General features: G+C 38.8%; 15 protein-coding genes and 1 tRNA gene. 4 read left to right on the top strand and 12 right to left on the bottom strand.

What is annotated here, in order from left to right; translation table 11 throughout:
• Nucleotides 1-154: 154 nt before the first annotated feature.
• The 4 genes from ADA56_RS00845 (at nt 155) to cdd (ending at nt 4,952) form a co-directional block, all read left to right on the top strand.
• The gene (locus ADA56_RS00845; protein ID WP_014065363.1) at nt 155-1,108 is read left to right on the top strand and encodes an ABC transporter permease; all 954 of its coding nucleotides are present in this window, start codon (nt 155-157) and stop codon (nt 1,106-1,108) included.
• Nucleotides 1,108-3,084 (top strand): dipeptide/oligopeptide/nickel ABC transporter permease/ATP-binding protein, encoded by a 1,977-nt coding sequence (locus ADA56_RS00840; RefSeq protein ID WP_049368768.1) that lies wholly within the window; start codon nt 1,108-1,110, stop codon nt 3,082-3,084. Before ADA56_RS00845 ends, ADA56_RS00840 begins: the two co-directional genes overlap by 1 nt.
• Nucleotide 3,085: 1 nt before the next feature.
• The gene (locus tag ADA56_RS00835) at nt 3,086-3,898 is read left to right on the top strand and encodes an ABC transporter ATP-binding protein (protein ID WP_005696082.1); all 813 of its coding nucleotides are present in this window, start codon (nt 3,086-3,088) and stop codon (nt 3,896-3,898) included.
• Between the two features lie 178 nt (nt 3,899-4,076).
• A complete protein-coding gene (cdd, locus tag ADA56_RS00830) occupies nt 4,077-4,952 on the top strand; it encodes a cytidine deaminase (protein WP_049368767.1) in 876 nt (291 codons plus the stop codon).
• A gap of 87 nt (nt 4,953-5,039) precedes the next feature.
• Here the strand turns inward: cdd and metE are convergent, their stop codons facing one another.
• From metE to ftnA (ADA56_RS00770), 12 genes are all read right to left on the bottom strand, one after another.
• On the bottom strand, nt 5,040-7,313 hold the full coding sequence (metE, locus tag ADA56_RS00825; RefSeq protein WP_049368766.1) for a 5-methyltetrahydropteroyltriglutamate--homocysteine S-methyltransferase: 2,274 nt from the start codon (nt 7,311-7,313) through the stop codon (nt 5,040-5,042).
• 189 nt (nt 7,314-7,502) lie between these two features.
• The gene (locus tag ADA56_RS00820; protein WP_005699501.1) at nt 7,503-7,763 is read right to left on the bottom strand and encodes a SemiSWEET family transporter; all 261 of its coding nucleotides are present in this window, start codon (nt 7,761-7,763) and stop codon (nt 7,503-7,505) included.
• Between the two features lie 251 nt (nt 7,764-8,014).
• Nucleotides 8,015-8,224 carry a TOBE domain-containing protein gene (locus tag ADA56_RS00815; RefSeq protein ID WP_005696093.1) on the bottom strand — a complete coding sequence of 70 codons (210 nt, stop codon included), beginning with the start codon at nt 8,222-8,224 and terminating at the stop codon, nt 8,015-8,017.
• 69 nt (nt 8,225-8,293) lie between these two features.
• Nucleotides 8,294-9,328, bottom strand: a complete 1,035-nt coding sequence (locus ADA56_RS00810; RefSeq protein WP_049368765.1) for an ABC transporter substrate-binding protein — start codon at nt 9,326-9,328, stop codon at nt 8,294-8,296.
• 21 nt (nt 9,329-9,349) lie between these two features.
• Complete coding sequence (locus ADA56_RS00805; protein ID WP_049368764.1) at nt 9,350-10,138, bottom strand: ABC transporter ATP-binding protein; 789 nt, start codon at nt 10,136-10,138, stop codon at nt 9,350-9,352.
• Nucleotides 10,138-11,124 carry a FecCD family ABC transporter permease gene (locus tag ADA56_RS00800; RefSeq protein ID WP_049368763.1) on the bottom strand — a complete coding sequence of 329 codons (987 nt, stop codon included), beginning with the start codon at nt 11,122-11,124 and terminating at the stop codon, nt 10,138-10,140. The genes ADA56_RS00805 and ADA56_RS00800 overlap by 1 nt, the downstream gene beginning before the upstream one ends.
• A gap of 107 nt (nt 11,125-11,231) precedes the next feature.
• Nucleotides 11,232-11,561 (bottom strand): TusE/DsrC/DsvC family sulfur relay protein, encoded by a 330-nt coding sequence (locus ADA56_RS00795; RefSeq protein WP_005699484.1) that lies wholly within the window; start codon nt 11,559-11,561, stop codon nt 11,232-11,234.
• A gap of 1 nt (nt 11,562) precedes the next feature.
• Nucleotides 11,563-12,492 (bottom strand): tRNA 2-thiocytidine(32) synthetase TtcA, encoded by a 930-nt coding sequence (ttcA, locus tag ADA56_RS00790; RefSeq protein WP_005699375.1) that lies wholly within the window; start codon nt 12,490-12,492, stop codon nt 11,563-11,565.
• A gap of 213 nt (nt 12,493-12,705) precedes the next feature.
• Nucleotides 12,706-13,068, bottom strand: coding sequence for a DUF2513 domain-containing protein (locus ADA56_RS00785; protein ID WP_049368762.1), 363 nt, complete (start codon nt 13,066-13,068; stop codon nt 12,706-12,708).
• Nucleotides 13,069-13,366: 298 nt separating this feature from the next.
• Nucleotides 13,367-13,452 (bottom strand) — tRNA-Leu (locus tag ADA56_RS00780).
• Nucleotides 13,453-13,646: 194 nt separating this feature from the next.
• Nucleotides 13,647-14,147: a non-heme ferritin gene (gene ftnA, locus ADA56_RS00775; protein ID WP_049368761.1), complete on the bottom strand. Its 501-nt coding sequence runs from the start codon at nt 14,145-14,147 to the stop codon at nt 13,647-13,649.
• Nucleotides 14,148-14,167: 20 nt separating this feature from the next.
• Nucleotides 14,168-14,653: a non-heme ferritin gene (ftnA, locus tag ADA56_RS00770; RefSeq protein ID WP_049366579.1), complete on the bottom strand. Its 486-nt coding sequence runs from the start codon at nt 14,651-14,653 to the stop codon at nt 14,168-14,170.
• Nucleotides 14,654-14,739 lie beyond the last annotated feature (86 nt).

Below are 14,739 nucleotides of genomic sequence, written 5' to 3'. Positions count from 1 at the left end.
GCCGATCACAGATTTGAACTTTGCCCTAGGCACTTGGATTGACAGGGTATAGTGCGGACATTATGATTTGTATAAATCATTTTGTTTTTTAATTTGATTATTTCACTTCATTTTTAATTTAATGAATTTCTCAAAATAGAATAGGAGAGGTCAGATGGAAATGATACTTCGATTATTGTTACGCCGATTGATGGCTTTGCCAGTCATGATACTAGGTGTAACAGCACTCGTCTTTGTGGTGCTTCAATTCACACCAGGTGATCCTGCAACGGTAGCATTAGGCGAAAGTGCTAGTGAAGCGGCAAAACAACTTTACCGCGAATCACATGGCTTAAATGATCCACTCTTTGTTCAATATTTTCGCTTCTTAGGTAATTTACTTGTATTGGATTTTGGTGTGACGATGCCACCAGAATTACCAATCAGTAGCATGCTAGCGAAATCTTTCCCAATCACGTTACAGCTTACTCTAATTGGTGTGGTGTTTGCGGCGGTAGTGTCTTTCTCATTAGGTGTGCTTGCAGCGCTTTATCGTGATAGCTGGGTAGACCAAGTGATTCGTTTAATCTCTGTTGCAGCGGTTGCGACACCATCATTCTGGTTAGGTATCTTACTTATTCAATGGTTCTCTTTGGAATTAGATTGGTTACCTTCTGGTGGTTTTGTGCCATTCAGCGAAAGCCCAATGGGGTATATCAATTCCATGATTTTGCCATCTCTTGCACTTGCGGTGCCGGTATGTGCGTCATTAATTCGTGTTGTGCGTACAACCATGGTAGAAGAAATGGATAAAGATTATGTGAGAACGGCGATTGGTAACGGTGTGCCTTATGCAACTGTTATTCGTCACAACGTATTACGTAATGCCTTAATTACACCTGTGACTGTATTAGGCTTACGTGTAGGTTACTTACTTGGTGGTGCGGTAGTTATCGAACAAATCTTTGACTTACCGGGCATGGGTAAATTGATCTTTAACGGCATCGTCAACCATGACTTACACTTAGTACAAGGTGTGGTTCTGACTATCGCCTTTACCTTCGTTTTAGTGAATATTATCGTTGATATTCTCTATGTGTTGATTAACCCTAAAATTCGGAGTCTATAATGTTTCGTCAAGGTTTAGCAGATCGATTAGCTGCAAGCGGTGCGAGATTCCGAGCACTTTCCACCGCATCAAAAATTTCATTATTATTCTTAGTTTTCGTTGCTTTAGTGGCGGTGTTTGCCCCTTGGGTAGCAACACATGATCCATTAGAAGTAATCGCACGTATGCGTGCTCCAAGTGCGGAATATTGGTTTGGGACTGATCGACTTGGTCGTGATATTTTCTCTCGTATTGTTTACGGAGCCCAAACGTCCTTATTTATCGGTTTAGGTGCGGTAGCATGTGCCATTATTTTCGGTAGTGTTTTAGGTGCAACAGCAGCAACATCCGAGAAATGGGGCAATGAAATTATCATGCGCTTAATGGATATTTTAATGGCCTTCCCGGGTATCGCATTAGCCGCAGTGTTATTAGCAACCTTTGGTAACTCTGTGCCGGTTATTATTATCACTATTGCCGTAGTTTATACCCCGCAACTTGCTCGTGTAGTTCGTGCGAATGTGGTATCACAATGGGATGAAGACTATGTGCGTGCTGAACGCGTTATTGGTGGTAGCCGTACTTATATTCTTCTCAAACACGTTGTACGCAATACTGCTGCACCGGTTTTAGTTTTCGCAACCGTAATGGTGGCAGATGCTATTGTGTTTGAAGCTTCGCTTTCTTTCTTGGGCGCAGGTGTACAACCTCCACACCCTTCATGGGGTAACATCCTTTCTGAAGGCCGTAACATCGTATTAAACGGTGCATGGTGGGCAACAACCTTTGCAGGTGTGATGATTCTTTTAACCGTATTAGCCTTAAATATCTTGGCGGAAGGTCTTACCGATGCATTGGTTAACCCTCGTTTGAAAGGCGGTAAAAAACCAGAAGGTAAATCAGATGAACGTCTTTCTACCGACGTACAAGAGGCACTTTCTGAAGGTCTTGCATTAAAACGTTACTTACTCAAATTACATGAAAAAGAAATCACGCGTACTAATCGTATGCAATTAGATCCAAATGCAAAACCGATTTTACAAGTGAAAAACTTATCTATTCGTTTCCCTAATCGTTATGGCGAAATTCCATTGGTTGATAACATCAGCTTCACCGTAAATGAAGGGGAAACCATGGGATTAGTAGGTGAGTCAGGTTGCGGTAAATCCATTACAGCATTCTCTATCATGGGCTTGTTACCAAAAACAGCAAAAATCACTGGGGAAGTGCTTTTCACCGACCGTAGCGGTAAACAACATAGCTTGCTCAATTCTAATAATTTAAGTGAATTGCGTGGTTCTGAAATTGCGATGATTTACCAAGACTCTTTAAGTGCGTTAAACCCATCAATGCGTATTAAAGATCAAATGGCACAGCTAATTAAACGTGGCAGCCACCATACCGCAGAAAAATTGTTGGAATGGGTACACCTTGATCCTGAAAAAGTATTGAATCGTTATCCGCATGAACTTTCTGGTGGTCAACGTCAACGTGTGGTGATTGCAATGGCATTAACTCGTGAACCGAAATTATTAATCGCCGATGAACCAACAACCGCATTAGACGTCACCGTTCAAGCAGAAGTAGTGAAATTATTGAATGAACTACGTGAAAAATTGGGTTTCGCGATGGTGTTTGTTAGCCACGATTTAGCATTGGTAGCCCAATTAGCTCACCACATTACGGTAATGTATGCAGGTCAAGTGGTTGAAATGGCACCAACATCCTTATTGCTTGCTAATCCAACTCATGAATATACACGTGGCTTATTGGGTTCTGTGCTTTCAACCGAAGTGCGTGCGAAACGTTTATATCAAATTCCGGGCAGCGTACCATCACCTTACGATTTTGCTGTGGGTGACCGTTTTGCAAGTCGTTCATTACGACCAGATGCAAATCCGGAACAAAAATTGGTATTAACCGCTGTGGAAGGCGAGCCGTCTCACTTGTGGGCTTCTCATCTAGCTAAGCCTGTAACGGAAGCGAAAGGAGCATAATATGAGCAGTAGTATTAAAGTCATTAAAGAACAAAACATCATCGATTTAGAAAATATCGTGGTGCAATTTCCTTCTCGCGACGGTTCATTGTTTGGACGTAAAAAATTCACTGCAGTAAACAATGTAAGTCTTGGCATCAAAGCAGGGGAAACCATTGGTTTAGTTGGGGAGTCTGGCTGCGGAAAATCTACTTTAGCCAACGTGATCATTGGGCTTCTTAAACCGACATCCGGTTTAGTGAAATTCAACGGTTTACAAATGCAATATGGCAGCTCAGAAGCGAGAAAACAATTCGGACGCCAAGTATCGGTCATTTTCCAAGACCCCGCAACGGCACTGAACCCTCGTATGAAAGTGTTGGATATTTTGCGTGACCCAATGGATATTCACAATGTGTTACAACCTCATGAACGGGAAAAACGTGTGTATGACTTACTTTCTCGCGTCGGTTTACCTCGTTCAGCGGCACAAGTTGAGCCAACTCGTTTATCGGGCGGGCAAAAACAACGTGTGGCGATTGCACGTGCTTTAGCACTTAATCCAAAATTGATTGTGGCGGATGAGCCGACTTCTGCGTTAGACGTATCCGTTCGTGCTCAAGTGTTAAACTTATTGGCGGACTTGAAAAAAGAACTCAATCTTGCCATGGTGTTTATTTCTCACGATATTCAAACCGTACGTCAAGTATCTGATCGTATTGTCGTGATGTACGGTGGTCAAATTTTGGAAACGGGTAGTACTGAAGATATTTTCAATCATCCAACCGTGGATTACACAAGAAAATTACTTGGTGTTGCACCATCGTTGTTATAAAACGAGTGAGTAAAACATCTTAATTTATGACCGCACTTTTAAAGTGCGGTTATTTTTTTGCTCGTTTTTTGTTTTAACGCATTGATAAATGGTTAGAAACAGATTCCGAAAGTCTTTTAGCGTTTAGGTTTTTTCTCAAATAGCGTAGAATGGGCATATAAAAATAAGGAGATTTAACATGCAACAAAAAATTCAACAAGCATTAGCCGATTCGCCGCTTTCAAATGTGATTCTTTCTGCGTTAGAAGAACAAGAATGGAAAGGTTTTTTACCTGCTGAAAAAGTGCGGTCAATTTGTGATGAATTTAAGCTTACGCCTGTTCAATTAGGTTTGGCGCTTTTGCCCGTAGCGGCTTGTTATAGCCATACACCCATTTCAGAATTTCATGTCGGAGCGATTGCGATTGGTGAAAGTGGTGATTTTTACTTTGGTGCGAATCAAGAATTTCAGGGGAGTAGCATGGCTCAAACCATCCATGCTGAACAAAGTGCGATTAGCCATGCATGGTTACGAAATGAACCTCGCATCACGGATATTGTGGTGAATTACACGCCTTGTGGTCACTGCCGTCAATTTATGAATGAGCTTTATCAAGCGCAAAATTTAAAAATCCATTTGCCACACAGCCAAAATAATCCACTTCCTCAATATTTACCCGATAGCTTTGGTCCGAAAGATTTAGGTGTTGATTTGCTTCTATTAAACAAAGAAGAACAAGGTTTCACATTGACGACAGAAGATGAAGTGGCAAATAAAGCAATTTTAGGGGCAAACCGAGCTCATTCACCTTATTCTAAAAGCCCTCATGGTGTAGGCATTTTATTTAAAAATGGTGAAATGATTTGTGGTCGATATGCAGAAAATGCAGCATTCAACCCAAGCTTACCGGCAATGCAAACGGCGATTAATTTTGCTTACTTAAATCAATTGGATGTATCGAAAATTGAGCGTGTAGTATTTGCAGAGAAGGCGTTTCGTTTAAGTCATCGCAAAATGGCAGAGCAGTTATTGAAGAGCCTCTGCAAGGTGAAAATGGAATATATTAGCCTGTAAGTGCGGTCAAAAATGAATTTATTTTTGAAATAAAAGAAAAGGCGAACAGAGATAATCTCTCATGTTCGCCTTTCTTTTTTACTGATTTTATGCTAATTCAGCACGTAATTTTTTCGTGACATCCACCATCACTTTTAATGCGGCAATCGTTTCTGGCCAACCGCGCGTTTTCAAACCACAGTCTGGATTTACCCATAAACGTTCTTTCGGCACCACTTGTAATGCTTTGCGAAGAAGATGTTCAATTTCTTCTGCTGCAGGTACACGTGGGCTATGAATGTCATATACACCGGGACCAATATCATTCGGGTATTTGAAATCACCAAATGCGGTAAGTAATTCCATGTCAGAACGCGAGGTTTCGATAGTAATGACATCAGCATCTAAGGCTGCAATAGCCGGTAGAATGTCGTTAAATTCGGAATAACACATGTGCGTATGAATTTGGGTATCATCTTGGCAACCCATTGAGCTTAAACGGAAAGCTTCGCCAGCCCATTTTAAATAAGCATCCCAATCTGCACGTTTTAACGGTAAACCTTCACGAATAGCCGGCTCATCAATTTGAATCACTTTGATACCTGCTTTTTCTAAATCTAAGACTTCATCAGAAAGTGCTACCGCAATTTGTTTGCAGACGGTTTCACGAGAAATATCGTTACGCACGAAAGACCATTGTAAGATCGTCACCGGACCAGTCAGCATGCCTTTCATCACTTTATTTGTTAGGCTCTGAGCATATTGCGACCAACGTACCGTCATTGGTTCTGGACGAGTAACATCACCGTAAATCACTGGCGGTTTCACACAACGTGAACCATAACTTTGTACCCAACCGAATTTGGTGAAAGCAAAACCATCAAGTAGTTCACCGAAATATTCCACCATGTCATTACGTTCAGCTTCGCCGTGTACTAATACATCTAAGTCTAATTTTTCTTGCTCACGTACAACAAATTCAATTTCTTTTTTCATTGCTGCTTCGTAATCCGCTAAGCTAAGTTCGCCTTTTTTGAAGGCTGCACGGGCATGACGAATAGCTGTCGTTTGAGGGAAAGAACCAATGTTTGTGGTTGGCAGAAGTGGTAAATTTAACCATGCATTTTGTAATTTAATGCGTTCTGCAAATGGCGATTTACGTTGGTCTGCATTTTTCGGTAAGTTTGCTAATCGTTTTGCCACACAAGTGCGGTGAATTTCACGCGAGTTTTTACGTGCATCTGCAGCTGCTTGAGAAGCAGCTAATTCAGCTTGAACGGATTCACGGCCTTGCTCTAGTGCCGTCTTAATAACGCGTAATTCTTGAATTTTTTGTAATGTGAAAGACAACCATTGATAGAGTTCAGGCTTATTCGCTTGAAGTTGCGTTTCAACTTCTAAATCATAAGGCGAGTGGAGAAGTGAGCAACTTGGCGCAATCCACAAACGATCACCTAATTTCGCTTTTAATGGTTCAACCACATCTAACACTTGATTTAAATTTGCACGCCAAATATTACGACCATCAATAATGCCCACAGATAAGATTTTGTCGTAATCCGCAAAGGCAGCAAGTTGTTCCGGCGCACGCACTAAATCGATATGTAAACCTGCAACAGGTAAGGCTTTTAACAAATCAGCATGTTCTGCTACTGAACCAAAATAAGTCGCAAGCAATAATTTCGCTTTCACTTGTTCAGCAAAAGTGGCGTAAACCGCTTGATAAGCAGCAATCCATTCTGCCGGTAAATCTAAGGTGAGAGCCGGTTCATCAATTTGAATGTATTCCACACCTTCTGCAGCTAACGCATTTAAAATTTCAACATAAACCGGCACGAGTTTTGCTAATAAATCAAAGCGATTAAATGCAGCGCCTTTTTCTTTACCTAACCAAAGGAAGGTGAGTGGACCAATGATTGTTGGTTTAACTTGATACCCAAGTGCTTTAGCTTCACGAATTTGTGTCACATAATGTGCGGGATTGGCTTTAAATTGTGTCTCTTTATGGAATTCTGGTACAAGATAATGATAGTTAGTATCAAACCATTTTGTCATTTCAATCGCAAATTGGGTTTTATTACCACGCGCCAATTGGAAATATTGATCAAGCGTTAAGTTTTGGCTATCAAAACCAAAGCGAGCAGGAATCGCACCTGTTGCCACTTGTAAATCTAAAATGTGATCGTAAAGTGTGAAATCAGCTACTGCGACAAAATCAGCATTTGCCTTAGCTTGGTGTTGCCAGTTTAGTTCACGTAATCTTTTTGCAATATCTAATAAATCCGCTTCTGCAATTTCGCCACGCCAGTAACGTTCTTGAGCAAATTTAAGTTCACGCTTTGCGCCTACGCGCGGAAATCCAGCTAAATGAAATGTTGTCATAATGAATCCTTCTATTGATTTTATTGGGTTTAGACGTCTAAACGTCTGTTCATATATAGAATGCAATAGAATTTATAATTAGACAATCTCATAATTTTCAGCTTTTGAATGAATTAAATTAATAAATAAAAAAGACCGCAATTTAAAACTTCTAAAAGTGCGGTCTTTTTTGTATAAGACTTTATGCTGTTATAAGGCGGTGACGAAAGTAATCAACCCAAGTATAACACCAGGCGCATTTGCTAATGAAATAGGCAGATCGCGTTTTTCTTTCAGCAAACCATAAGCCACCCATAAACTACAGTTAATCATGGTGGCAAAAGGTTGTAACCAACCACCTTTTTGACCAGATAAATTTAGACCAATTTGTTGCAAGTAAGACACATACATACAAACTGAAGTAAATGTTGCGACATAGCCTAAAATAGTAATAAAACGTTGGTTTGTCATTTGCTCTCCTAAGTTTAACAGAATAATCCGAAACTAGATTATTAACTAAAAATTGATAATATTTAAAAATTATACAAAACAATTAATTAAAAGTCAATAAATAGCAAGATGTAGCAAAGATTGTTTCATTTTGGTTAAGGATAAAATGCATTTTATTAGGAGGGGAATAAAGAGGTTAGAGAGAAAAAAGACAAAAAAATAACCGCACTTTAAAGCGCGGTTATATAGGATTCTGAACAGTTCAGTTGAGATTATTCAACACCAACCATTACAGAAGTTGCTTTGATAATTGCATATGCTTCTTTACCAACAGCTAAACCTAATTCTTTTACTGCATCGATAGAGATGGTAGAAGAAATGATGTTACCGTTACCGATATCAATGTGTACGATTGCGTTCACAGAACCAGTTTCGATTGATTTTACAGTACCTTTAAGTTGGTTTCTTGCACTAATTTTCATTTAGCATTTCCTTATGTTTAAGTTAAAAAAGAGTGGGTATTATATAGATAAATAGATAAATTGAAAATACTACTTAATAGGTGATAACCCTTTTAAGATTTGCTCAGCATTTTCTTTGCTTAACGCATAACCATAATATTTTTTATAGAAAGCTTGTGTTTTTTCCACCATATTCAAATCTTTAAATTGTTCAGGATGAAAGAGCTGAGCCGCCCAAAGAATTTGTAAGGCTTCTTCTGCACTATAGCGATCCCATGGGAACGTGCCAGTTGGGTTGGCATAAATACGATTATTTTTGACCGCACTTATTGATTGCCATGCTGGGTCAGCTTTGATTTTTTCGATTGCCGCTTGTGCTTTATTGCCGCTGCTGCCGATAATAATGACATCTGGATTCGCTTGAATAATGCTTTCTACGGTGACGGTCACCATATTGGCTTCATCAGGTAACACGCTTTTACCACCGGCTAATTTAATCCATTCACCAATCATCGATTTTCCGCCATCAATCATCAATAAGTCAGAGCCTTTAGTGATATGTAACACCGTAGGGCGTTGTTCATCTTTGAGGCCTTTGAGACGATTTTCCACAAATTGAATATTGTCTTCTAATTCTTTGATATAGCTTTCTGCGATTTCAGGAGCTTTATCACCTAAAACATCAGCGGTAATACGCACGGTTTTCTTCAAACCATCAAAATCTTGGAAGCTCACTCGCACGCCTTTTAAGCCCGCTTGTTCTACTTCAGTTAACATGGATTTTTTTGAGAGCAATACCGCATCTGGCTTATGGCTCAACAATTCTTCCGTTTGAATGGTTTCACCGTTGGTTAATACCGGTACGTTTTTGATATTTGGATATACTTCGCTATACCAAGGATTGGCAGCGATAGATGTGGTCGTGCCGACCAGTTTATTGGCACCGCCTAATAACAAGACGATTTGGTTATTGGCATGCCAAAGATCAGCGACGCGTTGAACGTTGTCGGGTAATTCGATTTTGTTTCCTTCTACATCAGTTACGATTTTTGCTTGCAAAGGTAGAGCAAAACAAGCTGCTAGGGAGAGGGCAATTAGGCCTTTTTTCAGAGAGTGTTTCAACATATGAATGTCCTTATAGTGGGTTTATAAATGGGTAATCGCACAGATTTGTCGTTGCAGAGCAGGTACATCGACCAGGCACAAATCTGTTTGATAAAGTGCTTTCAAGTTGGCTTCGGTAATGATTTCCGGTGTCAAACCTGTTTGTAACTTGCCATGCTCGTTTAAGATGCTTACTCGGCTGTGGGGCAGTGCGCTATGTAACAACATGGGATGATCGGGATTATGTGTTGTCATGATAATGGTAAAGCCTTGTAGTGAGAGCTCTTTTATTAGGCTTAAGGTTTTAAACACATTACCGTAATCTAATGCCGAAGTGGGTTCATCAAACAAAATCAGTTGAGGCTGTTGCACCAAAATACGCGCAAGATTGACCAACTGCTTTTCGCCGCCACTCATTTGCATATAAATTCGGTCAGCAAAATGGCTAATGCCGAGTTTCTTTAAGGCTTCGTCAACTAATGCAAAATCAGCTTCACTTGGCTTATCAAAAACACCTAGATGTGCAGCACGACCGAGTACTACATAATCACGCACGCGATATTGATAGGTTTGTGGGCTGTGTTGCGAGACATAAGCAATTTTCTGAGCAATTTGCTTACTGCTCATTTCGCTTAATTTGCAATTATCCAGCAAAATCTGACCGCTCTTTGGTTTCAAAAGCCCCGCGATACAGTTTAATAACGTTGATTTACCACGACCATTTGCACCAAGAATAGTCAGCAATTCGCCTTTTTGTAAGGTTAGATCAATACCATTGAGTAGCGAATGTTCAACATTATGCCAATAATAAAGATTGTCAATTTTCAGCATTAGTCCACTACCTTTTGTGTAATCAGAACCCAAGCAAAGAATGGCGCACCGATAAAACCGGTGAGAATGCCTAGTGGAATTTCTTGAATGTATAAATTGCGGGCGAGTGTGTCGATAACGAGCAAGAAAATCGCACCGATAAGTCCGGCTAGCGGTAAACTTTTGACATTGTTATCACCAATGAAAAGCCGCGCTAAATGCGGAATCACTAAACCAAGCCAACCAATTGTCCCGCTTAAGCAAACCGATGAAGCAGTCAGCAACGTAGCAAAAACGACCATTAAACCTCGTTCTAATCGGATATTGGCTCCGATTAATTTAGCCTCACGATCACCTAATGAAAGCACATTGATACGCCAACGCATTAGAAATAAGCCAAGGGTAGTGAGCAAAATGATAGGAGAAAGGATAAGCAAGTTGTCGTAGTTAGATTTGGTTAGGCTACCTAATTGCCAGTAAACGATATCAGCCAGCTGAGTTTCAGGATTAGCAAGATATTTCAATAGGCCTAATGTCGCCATCATAAAGCCCGAAACAATAATGCCAGAAAGCACTAAAACAATGGTGGAGTCGCGCTGAATTAGACGCGGTAAATTCATGGTGAGCAAGACGGCAATCAAACCACCGACAAAGGCAAAGGCTTGAATGCCTAGCATCCCCGAACCGATTAAAATCGCCAATGCAGCACCGACACAAGCACCATTAGACACGCCTAAAATATCAGGTGAAACCAAAGGATTGCGGAAAATACCTTGATACACCACACCCGCAATAGCTAATGAAGCACCGACAAGTATGGCTGCAATCACACGAGGTAAACGAAGATTAAAAATAATGTTGTTTTGCACATCATTGACATTATTACCAATAAGACTTTGTACAACATTCTCAAGTGGAATAGCAAAACGCCCCCAAGAGAGTGAACATAAAATGAGCCCAATAAGTAGGCAAAGTAAAAGGGGAAAGGTAAGGGAGGATTTGTTCATATACTCAAAATTCGTTGTTTTTATAAGTATATAGCGATTGTATTTTTTTGTATATAGCGAAATTTAAGTAAAAAAATAACCGCACTTTATCGCGCGGTTACGGCATTCTATAAGCATTTAGCTGGTTTTGGCAGACCAGCCAATTTAGTTGCTTGCTTAGCTGGTCCGTCAGGGAAGAGTCGTTGCAAATAGCGGCTATTACCTTTATCAGTACCTAATTTTTCTGACATGGCTTTTACCAGCATGCGAATCGCAGGGGAGGTGTTATATTCTTGATAGAAATCACGCACAAAATGAATCACTTCCCAGTGAGCGTCGGTCAGTTCCACACCTTCTAGCTGAGCGATGTGTTTTGCCACCTCTTCATTCCAATCATCAATATTAAGTAAATAGCCAGAGGTGTCGGTTTCAATTTGTTTTCCTTGTACGGTAATCATATTAATTCACTTCTTTAAAGCTGATCATTTCATTATCGGAATAGTCAGATGCATCTTCATCATCAAATTTCATTGGTTCGATACGCTCTTCATCAAATGCGGTATCTCCTTCAATACCATCAAGTGCTTGACCGTGCTTAATACCTTTAAAATCGAAGAGTTTGGGATCACATAAGTGTGACAACGTAATGTTTTGCATGGCGCTAAACATGGTTTCTAAACGTCCAGGATATTGACGGTCCCAAGTATTCAGCATTTCTTTTACTACTTGACGTTGTAAATTAGGTTGAGAACCACATAAATTACAAGGGATAATTGGGAATTCTTTGGCTACGGCATATTTTTCAATATCTTTTTCTTTACAATAAGCCAATGGACGAATCACGATTTGCTTGCCGTCATCTGAAATTAATTTCGGTGGCATCGATTTTAATTTTCCACCGTAGAACATATTCAGGAACAGGGTAGCCAACATATCATCACGATGGTGTCCAAGTGCAATTTTGGTTGCACCAAGTTCGGTTGCTGTACGGTATAAAATACCACGGCGTAGGCGAGAGCAGAGAGAGCACGTTGTTTTGCCTTCTGGGATTTTCTCTTTTACAATGCCATAAGTATTTTCTTCAACGATTTTATAATCTACACCGATACTTTGCAGATATTCAGGTAAAACATGCTCAGGAAAACCAGGCTGTTTTTGGTCTAAATTGACTGCAACAATATCAAATTTAATTGGTGCACTTTGTTGTAAATTCAACAAAATATCGAGAAGCGTATAGCTGTCTTTACCACCAGAAAGACAAACCATTACTTTGTCACCATCTTCAATCATGCCAAAATCTGCAATTGCATTGCCTACATTGCGGCGAAGACGTTTTTGCAATTTATTGAAATTATAAGTCTGTTTTTTATCTTGGTTTTGTTCTGTCATATTAATTTACTTTAGCTAATAAAAAAGCCCTGAATCAACCTCAGAGCTTATAAATTTTATGGAGCCAGCAGGTGAGAATTTTTCTATTTTTTCTTCTAAAAGAAAAACTCAACTTTTTTGGCGTAATCTTAAATGTAATTGCTCTAAAAACAATTTCGGAATTATATCACACAACCTAGTAGGAATGTGGCTATGTATTTTCTGCAAAGATTCTTAATCTCCACTCAATATTGAAGTAATTAATGTTGCACATATGCTTTTTATCACATCAAAAGATAAGTCAAGGCTTTTGGCTTTAGCTGCATTTTTAATTTTATTCCAAACATTATCACTACGAATTTTGTCAAAGAACTCATGTCCTTGCCAAGTAAGTGAAAGTGCAACATAGTTTTCACCATCAAGATCACTCAAATCTTCAAGGGTGATTAAGCCAGCCTGCTCAAGCAATTTATAATGATAATTGACAATAGCTGGTGAAACCCCATCGAACACATCATTTTCAAGAAAACTTGTGTTATCTGCTTTTTCTTCTAATTTAAGTAGTATTTTACGAATTAAATCCCAATCTCTTTTCATTTTGTTATACCAGTACAATCTTATACACTTCTGTTAAATCTAGCTCTTATTAAATGTGAATTCAACCATATTTTGAGGGAGGTTTACAATTTAAAAATAAAAAACTTCATATAGAGTAATCACAAAAATATTTACTGATTGGCGTAATTCTGGCGTAATAAACTTATAAAATATATGAAAACGGGTAGTGCTAAAGAGTAGAAATGTTTAAACGTTGATATAAAAATTTATAGGCGATTGATTTTATTTTGAAATATACAAAGTAAAAATCCCCGTCCAATGAACGAGGATTATAATGTGGTGCCTAGGGTCGGACTCGAACCGACACGGTTATTCACCGGCGGATTTTGAATCCGCTGCGTCTACCAATTTCGCCACCCAGGCATTTGGGTTGTTCTGAATTATACGTTTATCTTACTTCGTTGCAAGTAAAATTTCATTAAAAACGTGTGGTTGTTTTAAATTTCATCAACTTGTATTCAAAGATGAAAGGGAAGTTTAAAATAATTTGATACGTTGTCACAATTTATGAGTAAAATAAAAGCTTAGTATTTCTACTAAGCTTTATAATTATCTAATTAAGCGGTTTGACCAGCAAGGTTACCTAAATCTTTATCGATTAAGAATAAGCCTTTACCATCTTCGCCAAGAAGATTTAATTTGTCTAAAATACTGCTGAATAATTTCTCTTCTTCGTGTTGTTCTGCAACATACCATTGTAAGAAATTGAATGCAGAGTAGTCTTTTTCTTCAAAAGTTTTACCCACCAATTCATTGATTTTACTTGTGATCAATTTTTCGTGTTTGTAAGTTAATTCAATGATTTCTTTTAATGATTTGTATTCATGCGCAGGCGCTTCAATTGCAGTGATTACCGCTAATGCACCAGTTTCATTTAAATAAGTGAATAATTTACGCATGTGTTGCATTTCTTCTGCAGCGTGAGCTGATAAGAATTTAGCTGCACCTTCAAAACCATTTTGTTCGCACCATGCGCTCATTTGTAAGTAAAGGTTTGAAGAGTAGAACTCAAGGTTCATTTGATCATTTAATAATTTGATTACGTTTGATGATAACATTTTGTATTCTCCTTTTAAAATTATAATGTTGCTAAGTCACGATCGATAAAGTAAAGCGAACGACCGTCTTCACCCACCAAGTTAAATTTATCAATAATGCTATTGAATAATTTTTCTTCTTCGTGTTGTTCTGCAACGTACCATTGTAAGAAGTTAAAAGTAGAATAGTCTTTGTTTGCAAATGTTACTTCAACTAATTCATTAATTTTAGAAGTAATGAATTTTTCGTGTTCAAGTGTGGTTTCAAACACTTCTTTAAGTGATTTGTAGTCATTTTTAGGTGCATCAATTTTACCTAAAAGTGGCATACCACTTGTTTCACTCACATATTTGAATAATTTTTGCATGTGTTCTAATTCTTCATCAGCATGACGAAGTAAAAATGCTGCAGCACCTTCATAACCGTGTTTGCTACACCAAGAACTCATTTGTAAATAAACATTAGAAGAGTAGAACTCTAAATTGATTTGTTCATTTAACTTATCTGCGATTGCTTTATTAAGCATAAACCAACTCCTTTCCTTATTAAGTAGAGATTAAAAATAAAAACAAGACTGCTTAACTTGTCATCGGTGTGCATTCTAATCTCACA

Origin of the sequence: Parahaemophilus parainfluenzae (assembly GCF_001055095.1) — a bacterium.
GTDB classification, from domain to species: domain Bacteria; phylum Pseudomonadota; class Gammaproteobacteria; order Enterobacterales; family Pasteurellaceae; genus Haemophilus_D; species Haemophilus_D parainfluenzae_Z.
The sequence above is the reverse complement of the archived record's forward strand: the minus strand, read 5'-3'. Positions and strand labels throughout refer to the sequence as shown.

Bases quoted from the DNA above. Each gene is read 5' to 3' on its own strand.
- ADA56_RS00840 (WP_049368768.1), top strand. From the start codon at position 1,108: ATGTTTCGTCAAGGTTTAGCAGATCGATTAGCTGCAAGCGGTGCGAGA.
- ADA56_RS00810 (WP_049368765.1), bottom strand. From the start codon at position 9,328: ATGTTGAAACACTCTCTGAAAAAAGGCCTAATTGCCCTCTCCCTAGCA.
- ftnA (WP_049366579.1), bottom strand. From the start codon at position 14,653: ATGCTTAATAAAGCAATCGCAGATAAGTTAAATGAACAAATCAATTTA.
- ADA56_RS00835 (WP_005696082.1), top strand. From the start codon at position 3,086: ATGAGCAGTAGTATTAAAGTCATTAAAGAACAAAACATCATCGATTTA.
- ttcA (WP_005699375.1), bottom strand. From the start codon at position 12,492: ATGACAGAACAAAACCAAGATAAAAAACAGACTTATAATTTCAATAAA.
- ADA56_RS00815 (WP_005696093.1), bottom strand. From the start codon at position 8,224: ATGAAAATTAGTGCAAGAAACCAACTTAAAGGTACTGTAAAATCAATC.
- ADA56_RS00795 (WP_005699484.1), bottom strand. From the start codon at position 11,561: ATGATTACCGTACAAGGAAAACAAATTGAAACCGACACCTCTGGCTAT.
- ADA56_RS00805 (WP_049368764.1), bottom strand. From the start codon at position 10,138: ATGCTGAAAATTGACAATCTTTATTATTGGCATAATGTTGAACATTCG.
- cdd (WP_049368767.1), top strand. From the start codon at position 4,077: ATGCAACAAAAAATTCAACAAGCATTAGCCGATTCGCCGCTTTCAAAT.
- ADA56_RS00800 (WP_049368763.1), bottom strand. From the start codon at position 11,124: ATGAACAAATCCTCCCTTACCTTTCCCCTTTTACTTTGCCTACTTATT.
- ADA56_RS00845 (WP_014065363.1), top strand. From the start codon at position 155: ATGGAAATGATACTTCGATTATTGTTACGCCGATTGATGGCTTTGCCA.
- ADA56_RS00785 (WP_049368762.1), bottom strand. From the start codon at position 13,068: ATGAAAAGAGATTGGGATTTAATTCGTAAAATACTACTTAAATTAGAA.
- ftnA (WP_049368761.1), bottom strand. From the start codon at position 14,147: ATGTTATCATCAAACGTAATCAAATTATTAAATGATCAAATGAACCTT.
- metE (WP_049368766.1), bottom strand. From the start codon at position 7,313: ATGACAACATTTCATTTAGCTGGATTTCCGCGCGTAGGCGCAAAGCGT.
- ADA56_RS00820 (WP_005699501.1), bottom strand. From the start codon at position 7,763: ATGACAAACCAACGTTTTATTACTATTTTAGGCTATGTCGCAACATTT.